Below are 11262 nucleotides of genomic sequence, written 5' to 3'. Positions count from 1 at the left end.
GGTGTGGGGCTCGCGTCCACTTTGTGGTTCCCGACAGACGATCGGGAACAAGAAACTGAACACCGCGCATGCGCGGAACAGCTTTCGAACTTCCAAGAGATTGGGTCGAAGGTGTTCCGGTGGTCATAGCGAGAGGGAAACGCCCGGTCACATTCCGAACCCGGAAGCTAAGCCTCTCAGCGCCGATGGTACTGCAAGGGGGACCTTGTGGGAGAGTAGGACGCCGCCGGACTCAACGTTACGAATACCAGGGAACCCCTGACCACCACGTGGTCAGGGGTTTTCTGCGTTTGCGGGCGCGTTATGATCGGCCGACGAACGAAGGGGACCGATGACCGAGCAGCTCGATCGAGCAGCGATCGACCCGGGTCCGGTGTGGCCGGTGTTGACCGATGCGACGAGGTCCGCCCTGCGCGAGATCCTCGTGCACGGTGTGCTCTCCCGAGCCGAGATCGCTCGGTCGCTCGGCCTGTCGCGGGCGAGCCTCACGCGGGCCGTGCGGACGCTCCAGGAGCACGGGTTCGTGATCGAGGTCGGTACGGGGGTGCGTGGCGCCACCGGTCGGCCGTCGGAGCTCCTCCGGACGAGCGAGGGCGTGTGGGAGTTCGTGGGCGTGAAGCTCACGCAGGACCGTCTGTACGCGGCGGTCACGGACCTCGCGGGACGGGTGCTCGCCCTGCACGAGGAACTACTGCGCGACGCATCGCCGGACGCGCTCGTGGCCCAGGTCGGCGAGGTCGTCGACCGGCTCCGGGCAGCGTCGCCGGCGATCTGCTCGCTCGGCGTCTCGGTGCCCGGCGACGTGGTCACCCGTGACGGCGTGACCCTGGTCGAGGTGTCGCAGTTCCTCGGCTGGCGCGACGTCCCGCTGTCGGACATGCTCGAGCGCCGAACGGGGCTCGTGACCTTCACGGTGAACGACGTCGACGCGCTCACGGCCAAGGAGCACTGGATCGGTGCAGGCGCGGGCGTCACCTCGATGGCACTCGTCACGGTCGGGGCGGGCGTCGGGTTCGGGCTCGTCACGAACGGCGAGGTGTCGGAGGGCGCCCACGGTCGGTTCGGTCGCGTCGGGCACCTGCCCGTGTACGGCGGCGGTCCGGACTGCGGGGTCGGGCACGCGGGCTGCGTGTCGAGCTACCTGCCGAGTTCCATCGTGGCGCGGAACGCCGGACACGAGGACGCCGGGTACGACGCGGTCGTCGACCTGGCCCGCGCGGGGGACGAGCAGGCGCTCCAGGCCCTCCGCGACGCCGGCACAGCCCTGGGTGTCCTCCTGTCGACGGTGGTGACGCTGGTGGACCCGGAGTCCATCGTGCTGACCGGCGACGGCCTGCCCGTGTACGACCTCGCCCGCGCCGAGGTGGACGCGGCGTTCTGGCAGGGCCTCCGCCCGTACGAGCCCGCCGTGACGATCGTCGTGCAACCGTTCGAGTTCTCCGAGTGGGCGCGTGCGGCTGCGGTCCTCGCGGTCCGTCGGCTCCTCCGCTTCTGACTTAGTTACCTGGGTTGACAAACGCCTTCGACGGGCGGGATGCTGGTCCGGTCCACCCGTCGAAGGAGATGTCGTGACCCCTGCTCGTTCCGTGCCCTGGCCCACCGAGGACCTGTCGTTCGGTGGTGACTACAGCCCCGAGCAGTGGCCGCGCTCGGTGTGGGACGAGGACGTCCGACTCATGCGCGAGGCCGGTGTGAACCTCGTCACGGTCGGGGTCTTCTCGTGGGGGCTCCTCGAGCGGTCACCGGGGGAGTACACCTGGGACTGGCTCGACGACGTGCTCGACCTGCTGCACGACAACGGCATCGCGGTGGACCTCGCGACACCGACCGCCGCCCCGCCGAACTGGCTGCTCACGGCGCACCCCGAGATCCTGCCCGTCGACGCGACCGAACGCCGCGAGCGTCCCGGTGGCCGGCTCGGCTGGTGCCCGGCCTCGCCGGTGTTCCGCGAGCACGCGCTCCGGATCGCCGGCGCCCTGGCCGAACGGTACGGGGAGCACCCCGCGGTCCGGCTCTGGCACGTGAGCAACGAGCTCGGCGGCGGGAACGGCCGCTGCTACTGCGAGGTCTCGGCAGCCGACTTCCGGCGCTGGCTCCGCGCGCGGTACGACCACGTCGACGCAGCGAACGCCGCGTGGGGCACCGCCTTCTGGGGGCACACCTACACGTCGTTCGACGAGGTCTCCCCGCCGCGCGGCGTCGGTGGGGCCCCGAACCCGGGGCTCGCCCTCGACTTCGAGCGCTACTCGTCGGACGCGCTCCTCGCCCACTTCGAGGCCGAGAAGGCCGTCATCGAGCAGCACTCCGCCGCACCCGTCACGACGAACTTCATGGTGGGCGCCGGTTCCCAGGTCGTCGACTACGCCGAGTGGGCCCGCCACGTCGCGATCCCGGCGAACGACCACTACACGCTGGTCGACGACCCCGACCGCGCCGAGGACCTCGCGGCCGCTGCCGACCGCATGCGCGGGATGACCCGCGACGGCGGTCCGTGGCTGCTCATGGAGCACTCGACCGGGGGCCCGAGCTGGCAGCAGCGGAACCGGGCGAAGGAGCCCGGCGAGATCCTCCGCAACTCGCTCGCCCACGTCGCACGCGGGTCGGACGGCGCACTCTTCTTCCAGTGGCGCGCGTCGACCGCCGGCGCCGAGCAGTTCCACTCCGCGATGGTCCCGCACGCCGGCACCCGGAGCCGCGTCTGGCGCGAGGTCTGCGCCCTCGGCCGCGCACTCCGCGCCCTCGGGCCGGTCCAGGGCGCCCCGGTCGAACGTGCCCGCGTCGCGATCGTCGTGGACGAGGCGTCCGGCTGGGCGCTCCAGTCCGGGCTGAAGCCGCACCGGGGACTCCGGTACGGGCACGAGCTCCGTGCCTGGCACGCCGCGTTCTGGCGCCGCCAGGTCCTGACCGACGTCGTCCCGCTCGACGCCGACCTGTCCGGGTACGACGTCGTGGTGCTCCCGACCCTCTTCGTCGTCGACGACGCGGCCGCGGCGCGGATCAGCGCCGTCGTGGAGCACGGCGCGACGCTCCTGGTGACCTACGCCTCGGGGATCGTGGACGAGACCGCGCGGGTCCGCACCGGTGGCTACCCGGGTGCGTTCCGCGACGTGCTCGGCGTGTGGTCGGAGGAGTTCACCCCGCTGCAGCGCGACGAGCGCGTCCTGCTCGACGACGGCACGGTCGTCACCGACTGGGCGGAGGACGTGGTCGTCGAGGACGCCGACGTCGTCCTCCGGCACGTCGACGGGCCGCTCGCGGGCCGCCCCGCGGTCACACGCCGTGCCGCCGGTGGCGGCGCCTGGTACGTCTCGGCGATGCTCGACGCGGACGGGGTGCAACGGATCGTGGACCGGATCGTCGAGGAGCGAGCGATCGCGCGGACCGTCACCGCGCCTCCAGGCCTGGAGGCAGTGCGTCGCGTCCGGCAGGACGGCACCGGGATCCTGTTCCTCCTGAACCACCGCACCGACGACGTCGTCCTGTCGGCTGCCGGGACCGACCTGCTCGACGGCTCCGGGCACGGCCCGGAGACCGTCGTGCCCGCCGGCGGCGTCCGCGTGCTCCTCGAGGAGGCGACGGCATGACCGTCGTGGACGGCGAGGAGGCGCGGGCAGCCGTGCCGGCGGCGGTGATGCGCGTCCACGCGCTGCGTGCGGCCGGGGTGGGTGTCGTCGTCGCGACCCGTGTCGACGGCCTGCCCGAGGTGCTGCACTGGGGGCGGGACGTCGGCGAGGTCGTGCCGGAGGACGCGGACGACCTCGTGCTCGCGGTCGCGCGGGCGGTCTCACCGAGTGCGTTCGACGCCCCGTGGCCGGTGACGATCCTGCCGACCGAACAGGACGGGTGGGAGGGGCGGCCCGGGATCGCCGGACAGGTCGGCGGTCGTCCGCTCGTACCGGTGTGGCGCGACGTCGTGGTGCACGTCGAGGGACAGCTGCTCGTGGTCGACGCCGCGTCGGACGAGGTGGCGCTGCACAGCGAGTTCGCCCTCGACGACGCCGGGGTCCTGCGGGTGCGCCACGCGCTGACGAACAGCGGCACGGCCGACGTCGAGGTGCAGGCGCTCGAAGCGGTGCTGCCGGTGGGGGAGCGTGCCGCCGAGGTGCTCGACCTCGCCGGACGGTGGACCCGCGAGCGGACCCCGCAGCGGCGGGCGATGACCGACGGGGTGCACGTGCGCGAGAGCCGTCGGGGGCGGACCGGGCACGACGCCCCGACCCTCACGGTGCTCGGGACCCCGGGGTTCGACGACACCACAGGCGAGCTGTGGGCGGTGCACCCGGCGTGGAGCGCGGACTCCGTGCACCGGTACGACCAGCTCGCCGAGGCCCGTCCCGTGCTCGGCGCGGGTGAGCTCCTGCGCGCGGGCGAGGTCGTGCTCCGTCCGGGCGAGACGTTCACCACGCCCGACACCGTCTTCGTCTGGACCGACGCCGGGCTCGACGGGGTCGCCGCCCGCCTCCACGACTCCCTCCGCGCGCGCCCCGGGCACCCACGGACCCCGCGTCCCGTCGTGCTGAACACCTGGGAGGCCGTCTACTACCGGCAGGAGCTGGAGCCGCTGCTCGCACTCGCGCGGGTCGCTGCGGACGTCGGTGTCGAACGGTTCGTCCTCGACGACGGCTGGTTCACCGGGCGCCGCTCCGACACCACGGCCCTCGGCGACTGGACGGTCGACGCCGACGTCTGGCCGCAGGGCCTCGGCCCGCTCGTCGCCGGTGTCCGAGCGCTCGGCATGGACTTCGGGCTGTGGTTCGAGCCGGAGATGGTGAGCCCGGTGTCCGAGCTCGCGGTCGACCACCCGGACTGGCTCCTGCAGGACCCCGGGCGCACCCGGACCTGGCGGCACCAGTACGTGCTCGACCTCGCCCGCGCGGACGTCCGCGAGCACGTGCTCGACCGGATGTCGGCGGTGATCGGCGCGCACCACGTCGACTTCGTGAAATGGGACCAGAACCGCGACGTCGTGCAGACCGTGCACGCCGGCCGGGTCGGCCTCGACGCGCACACCCGTGGCGCCTACGCGGTGATGGACGAGCTCCGTCGTCGACACCCCTGGCTCGAGATCGAGGCGTGCGCGTCCGGCGGCGCCCGGGTCGACCTGGGCGTCCTCGAACGCGCGGACCGGGTGTGGGCCTCGGACTCGAACGACGCGATGGAACGGCTGCCGATCCAGCGGTGGACCGAGCTCCTGCTGCCGCTCGAGCTCATCGGGTCGCACGTCGGCCCCGAAGTGTCGCACACCACCGGGCGGCACCTCGACCTCGACTTCCGGATGGCGGTGTCGCTCTTCGGCAGTGCCGGCATCGAGACCGACGTCACCCGGTGCAGCCCCGCGGAGCTCGACCGGCTGCGGGAGTGGACCGCGCTCTACAAGCGAGAGCGGGGACTGCTGCACTCCGGGCGGCTGCACCACCTCGAACTCGGGGACCCCGGGCTCGCGACGACGGCGGTCGTCGCGCGCGATCGGTCGCGCGCCCTCGTGCGGGTTGCCCGGACCGTCACGGGTCCGCGGTCCCTGGCCGTGCCGCTGCGCCTGCGCGGACTCGACCGGGAGCGCCGGTACCGGGTCGCGCCGGTGACCGGGCTGCGGGTGCCGAAGGGGGTCGACGTGACCCGGACGCCGTGGATCGAGCGGGGGAGCGTGGAGCTGTCCGGCGCGGTGCTCGAGGACGTGGGGGTGCGGCTGCCCGCGCTGGCCCCGGGGACCGCGCTCGTGCTCGAGGTGCGGGCGACCGGCTGACCGGGGCGGACGGGCCGGGCACGCGCCCGGCCCGTCCACGCCTCAGGGCAGCAGGTCGCCCGCGTGCCGGAGCACCAGGGGGCCGGCCAACGCCTCCACGTCGATGCCCGCCGCGCGCGTGACCTCGAACACCGCCGACTCGCCGGGCAGCAGCGACACCAGCCCCTCGTCGACCCGGGCGGTGGCGACCACCCGGTCCGGGAACAGCGCGAGGTCCCGCACGTACGCCGTCGCCGTGACCGTGACCCGCGCTCCCTCCGGCGTCGCCGCGGCGTCGACCGAGAACGGTCGACGCCCGAGGCGCTGGTCGACGACCTCCGCGAAGTCGTGCACCCGCCGCCCCGAGGTCGACCCGGTCACCACGAGCACCTCACCTGAGCGGTCCTGCGGCGCCGCGACCTCGACGGGCAGCGTGATCCGGACCGCGTCCGCCGGGTCGACCGAGACGGTCGCCGTGGTCGTCGCGAGCACCGTGCCGTCGAACGCGCGGCGCTCGACGACGACCTCGTCGGTGACGGGCGCACCGCCGGCGTTCACCACGACGACGTCCAGCCCCGCGGCGTCCCGGGCGGCTGCGGCAGCGGCGACCTCGGCGGCCGGAGCCCACGGGTGCGGTTCCGGCACGGGCGTCGGCTGCACGGTCGAGAGGACGGGCCGGTAGGCCTTTCGGACCGCGTACCAGACCGGCTTCCGGTGCCCGGCATGGTCGACGAGTGCCCAGGACACCACGGGCCAGTCGTCGTTGAGCTGCCAGACGACCATGCCGGTGTTGTCCGGCGTGCGGGACCGGAACCACTCCATGCCGAAGCGGATCGCGTGCGCCTGGTTGAGCTGCGCGGCCCAGTGCCAGTCCTCGATGGTCGTCGGCGCCGGGAGGTGCCCGCGCATGCCGTCGGCGAGCTTCCGGTTGCCCTCGTGCGCCTTCTGGTGCACGAGCATCTCGTGGCCGTCCGGGTCGAGCGGCTCGTCGTGCACCACCGCGGTGAGGGTCGACCACGCGGGCGGCCCCTGGAACCCGAACTCGGCGACGAACCGCGGCTGCCAGTCGGCGTAGGAGCGGTAGTCGAGCCGGTTCCAGACGTCCCAGATGTGCACGCTGCCGTTCCGCTCGTCGTTCGGCGTCAGGTACTCGTCGAACGAGAACGGGCTCCCGGGGGTGTACGGCCGGGTCGGGTCGAGCTCCGCGACGATCGCGGGCAGCAGCGAACGGTAGTACCCGTTGCCCCAGGTGCGACCGACGAGCGACGGCCGCCACCCCCACTCGGCGTAGGCCACGAGGTTCTCGTTGTTGCCGTTCCACACCACGAGCGAGGGGTGGGGACTGAGGCGGGTGACGGCCTCGCGGACCTCGGGCTCGACCTCGTCGGCCAGCCAGGGTTCCTCGGCGTAGGCCGCGCAGGCGAACAGGAAGTCCTGCCAGACGAGGATCCCGAGCTCGTCGCACCGGTCGTACAGGTCGTCGGACTCGTAGATCCCGCCGCCCCAGATCCGGAGCAGGTTGACGTTCGCCTCGACCGCGTCGTCGATCCGCTCGGCGTAGCGCTCGGCCGTCATCTCGGTGAGGTACGCGTGGTCCGGGATCCAGTTCGCCCCGCGCACGATGACGGGCCGGTCGTTGACGCGCAGGAGGAACGGCGCGCCACCCGCGTCGGCAGCCGTGTCGAGGGTGACGGTCCGGAACCCCACCCGGCCGGTCCAGACGTCGTCGCCGACCTCGACCCGGACGTCGTACAGGGGCTGGTCACCGTGGCCGCGCGGCCACCAGACGGCGACGTCGGGGACCTCGAGCCGCACGACGGCGGAGCCGGTCGTGCGCTCCGGTCCGGTCGCGACGGGGCGCGCGCCGACGACCCGGCCGGAGGTGTCGGCGGGGTCGGTGGGGCGGACGGGAGGCGCGGTGTCGGAACCGCGGTGCGCTGCGGACGCGTGGTGCGGGGCCAGGGTGATCCGGGCCTCCAGTCCGGCACCCGCGTCACCACCTGCGGACGCGACGGGCGCGCTGCCGATGGCCTGCGAGAAGGCGCCGGAGGAGCCGGCGAACTCGACGTCGACGTGCGCCGTGAGCACGCCGGTGGTGCCGTCGACGTCGACGAGGGGGCGGACGGCCGCGATGCGGACGCCGCTCCAGGACTCGATGCCGATCGACTTCCAGATGCCGCTCGTCGCGACGTCGACGCCCCAGTCCCAGCCGAAGTTCGACGCGTTCTTCCGGAGCGCGTTGTAGGGGTGGTGGTTGACGTGCGGGAGCTCGCCGCCGTGCAGCTCGGAGAGCCGGACGGCCGCGGGCACGGGCGCGTCGAACGTGACGACGAGCTCGTTCGCGCCCGGTCGGAGCAGGTGTCCGACGGGGAATCGGTACGAGCGGTGCTGGTTCGCGGTGGTGCCGACGACGATGCCGTTGAGCTCGATCGTCGCGAGCGTGTCGAGTCCGTCGGCGACGAGGTCGTGGCGGCGCTCCCCGGTGCCGCCGGCCCAGTCGAACGTCCGCCGGTACCGCCAGACCGTGTCGCCGATCCACTGCGTCGCGGCCTCGCCGTCACCGTCGAAGGGATCGGGGATCTTGCCGCCGCGCAGCAGATCGGTGTGCACGCAGCCGGGCACCACCGCCTGCACCGGGTCGCGGTGAGCATCGGCCTCCGGTGGACCGGCCACCGCCTCGAGGGTCCAGTGGCCGTCCAGTGTCGTGCGCTCCATCGCGCCTCCTCACGTCGTCGTGCAAGCTCTTGACCGGGTTAGTTTAGCCGTGTAACAATCGCGGTCACAACGACCAGGCCTGCGACGGAGCAGACCGAGAGGACAACGATGTCAACACCAAACCGTTCCCGGCGGCTCGCCATCGCGGCCGCGGCCATCCTCACCACCGCGGGACTCGCCCTCACCGGCTGCAGCTCGAGCGGGACCGCGGCGTCGTCCGACTCCGCATCGACCCTGATCGCGTACACCGGACAGTCCGGCGACTACCAGATCAACTACAACCCCTGGTCGCCGTCGAACATCGGTGGCGTCGGGACGATCTACGAGGGCCTGTTCTTCATCACGAACGTGAACACGAAGGACCCGAAGCCGCTGCTCGGCAAGAGCTACGAGTGGAACGCCGACGGCACCCAGCTGAGCATCACCCTCCGCGACGACGCGAAGTGGAGCGACGGGAAGCCCTTCACGGCGAAGGACGTCGTGTTCACCCTCGACATGCTCAAGAAGTACAAGGCGCTCAACTCCATCGGGTACGACGGCACCGCGAAGGCCGAGGGGGACGACAAGGTCGTCGTGTCCTTCGCGAAGCCGTCCTTCGTGCTCGGCCCGAACCTGCTCGGCAAGACCTGGATCGTGCCGGAGCACCTCTGGAAGGACATCGACCCGACCACCGACGTCGTGCGCAAGCCCGTCGGGACGGGCCCGTACACGCTCGGCACGTTCAAGGCGCAGGCCTTCACCCTCGAGGCGAACAAGGACTACTGGGGCGGTGCCCCGGCCGTGAAGACGATCCGCTACCTGTCGCTCTCCGGCAACACCGCGGGTGCCGACGCCCTGTCGCAGGGCTCGATCGACTGGCAGACCGGCCCCGTCCCGAACATGGACGACATCCCCGGCCACTACCAGGGCTACGACGGCATCACCGTCGGCCAGAACCAGATGGCCCTGCTGACCTGCTCGTCGACGGCGCTCGGCTGCTCGGGCCCGCAGACCGACCCGGCCGTGCGGCACGCCATCGCCGACGCGATCAACCGCAAGCAGCTCAACTCCCTCGCGTTCTCGAACACCGCCAGCGAGATCTCGCCGACCTTCGCACTGACGACGACGCAGAAGGACATGATCTCGAAGGACGTCTCGCCGGCCGTGATGCCGTCCGGTGCCGACACCGACGCCGCGGCCTCGACGCTCGAGGACGCCGGGTACGCCAAGGGTGCCGACGGCATCTACGCGAAGGACGGCAAGAAGCTGTCCCTGACGGTCGAGGTCGTCACCGGCTGGACCGACTACATCACCGCGATCGACACGATGACGCAGCAGCTCAAGGCCGCCGGCATCGAGCTCAAGGCACAGCAGTCGTCGTGGAACGAGTGGACCGACAAGAAGACAAAGGGCAACTACCAGCTCGCGATCGACTCGCTCGGCCAGGGCCCGACCGCGAACCCGTACTACCTCTACAACAACTACTACTCGACCGCGAACACCGCGAAGGTCGGTGAGGCGGCCCCGATGAACATCGCCCGCTACAGCAACCCCGAGGTCGACGCCGCGCTGCAGAAGCTCGCGACGATCAACCCGGAGGACACCGCGGCGACCCAGCCCGAACTCGACGTCATCCAGCAGCACGTCGTCGAGGACATGCCGTACATCCCGATCATGACCGGCGGCACGACGAGCGAGTTCCACGCCGCGAAGTTCACCGGCTGGCCGACGAAGGACGACCTGTACGCGTTCCCGGCGGTCTGGGCGAGCCCGGACAACGCCGAGATCTTCAAGGCCCTCAAGCCAGCCAAGGGCTGAGGCGAGGACTGCGACCGAGGAGCGCTCGTATGCACTACTTCCTGCGCAAGATCGGCTTCTACATCGTGGCCCTCTGGGCGGCGTTGACGCTGAACTTCATCATCCCCAGGCTCCTGCCCGGGAACCCCGTGGACATCCTGCTCGCCAAGCTCCAGCAGCGCGGCGGGCAGGTGACCCCGGCGACCCGGCAGGCGTACGAGCTGCTCCTCGGTGGCAACTCCTCGGAACCGATCCTCGCCCAGTACGGCCAGTACCTGGGCAACGTGTTCCGCGGTGACCTCGGGGTGTCGGTGAGCTACTTCCCGGCACCGGTGACCGAGGTCATCGGGAGCTCCCTGCCGTGGACGATCGCCCTCGTCGGCATCGCCACCGTGCTCGCCGCCGTCATCGGGGTCGCCCTCGGCGCCTTCGTCGGGTGGCGACCGGGCACCTGGCTCGACTCGTTCGTGCCGGCCACCACCCTGCTCGCCGCCGTGCCGTACTTCTGGCTCGCGCTGATCCTCGTGTACTTCTTCGCGACCGGACTGCACCTCTTCCCGGCCCAGGGCGGCTACGACGTCGTCCTCACACCGGGGTTCAACGGCGAGTTCCTCATGTCGGCGCTCAAGTACGGCGTGCTGCCCGCCGCGACGATCGTGCTCGCCTCGCTCGGCGGCTGGTTGCTCGGGATGCGCAACATGATGGTGTCCACGCTGTCCGAGGACTACATCACCACGGCGCTCGCGAAGGGCCTGCCGCACGGCAAGGTCCTCCGCAACTACGCCGCCCGCAACGCCGTGCTGCCGTCGGTCGCCGGGTTCGCGATCTCCCTCGGGTTCATCGTGTCCGGGTCCGTCGTCACCGAGCAGGTGTTCTCGTACCCCGGCATCGGGTCGAAGCTCCTCTCCGCGGTGACGAACAACGACTACGCGCTCATGCAGGGCATCTTCCTGTTCATCACCCTGGCGGTCCTCGGCGCGAACCTCGTCGTCGACCTGCTCTACGGGCTCATCGACCCGCGCACCCGGGCCCGGAGCTAGGAGGACACG

The 11262-nt window shown here is 71.6% G+C and carries 6 protein-coding genes and 1 rRNA gene; 6 read left to right on the top strand and 1 reads right to left on the bottom strand.

The window, feature by feature from the left end; all coding sequences use genetic code 11:
* Nucleotides 1-115: 115 nt before the first annotated feature.
* The 4 genes from rrf (at nt 116) to BM028_RS16240 (ending at nt 5743) form a co-directional block, all read left to right on the top strand.
* A 5S ribosomal RNA gene (rrf, locus tag BM028_RS16255) occupies nt 116-232 on the top strand.
* Nucleotides 233-331: 99 nt separating this feature from the next.
* On the top strand, nt 332-1495 hold the full coding sequence (locus BM028_RS16250) for an ROK family transcriptional regulator (protein WP_092387814.1): 1164 nt from the start codon (nt 332-334) through the stop codon (nt 1493-1495).
* Between the two features lie 73 nt (nt 1496-1568).
* Nucleotides 1569-3584 (top strand): beta-galactosidase, encoded by a 2016-nt coding sequence (locus BM028_RS16245; protein WP_254803969.1) that lies wholly within the window; start codon nt 1569-1571, stop codon nt 3582-3584.
* Nucleotides 3581-5743, top strand: a complete 2163-nt coding sequence (locus tag BM028_RS16240; protein ID WP_254803968.1) for an alpha-galactosidase — start codon at nt 3581-3583, stop codon at nt 5741-5743. Before BM028_RS16245 ends, BM028_RS16240 begins: the two co-directional genes overlap by 4 nt.
* Before the next feature lie 42 nt (nt 5744-5785).
* Here BM028_RS16240 and BM028_RS16235 read toward each other — a convergent pair whose 3' ends face one another.
* Nucleotides 5786-8437 (bottom strand): glycoside hydrolase family 2 protein, encoded by a 2652-nt coding sequence (locus BM028_RS16235; protein ID WP_092387812.1) that lies wholly within the window; start codon nt 8435-8437, stop codon nt 5786-5788.
* A 108-nt stretch (nt 8438-8545) separates the two neighbouring features.
* Here BM028_RS16235 and BM028_RS16230 point away from each other — a divergent pair, with 108 nt between their 5' ends.
* Nucleotides 8546-10234, top strand: a complete 1689-nt coding sequence (locus tag BM028_RS16230; protein ID WP_071301780.1) for an ABC transporter substrate-binding protein — start codon at nt 8546-8548, stop codon at nt 10232-10234.
* Between the two features lie 29 nt (nt 10235-10263).
* Complete coding sequence (locus tag BM028_RS16225; RefSeq protein WP_070418539.1) at nt 10264-11253, top strand: ABC transporter permease; 990 nt, start codon at nt 10264-10266, stop codon at nt 11251-11253.
* The last annotated feature ends 9 nt before the right edge of the window (nt 11254-11262 follow it).

Source organism: Curtobacterium sp. YR515, from assembly GCF_900113095.1.
Classification (GTDB): domain Bacteria; phylum Actinomycetota; class Actinomycetes; order Actinomycetales; family Microbacteriaceae; genus Curtobacterium.
This window is presented reverse-complemented; position numbering and strand designations above follow the sequence as displayed.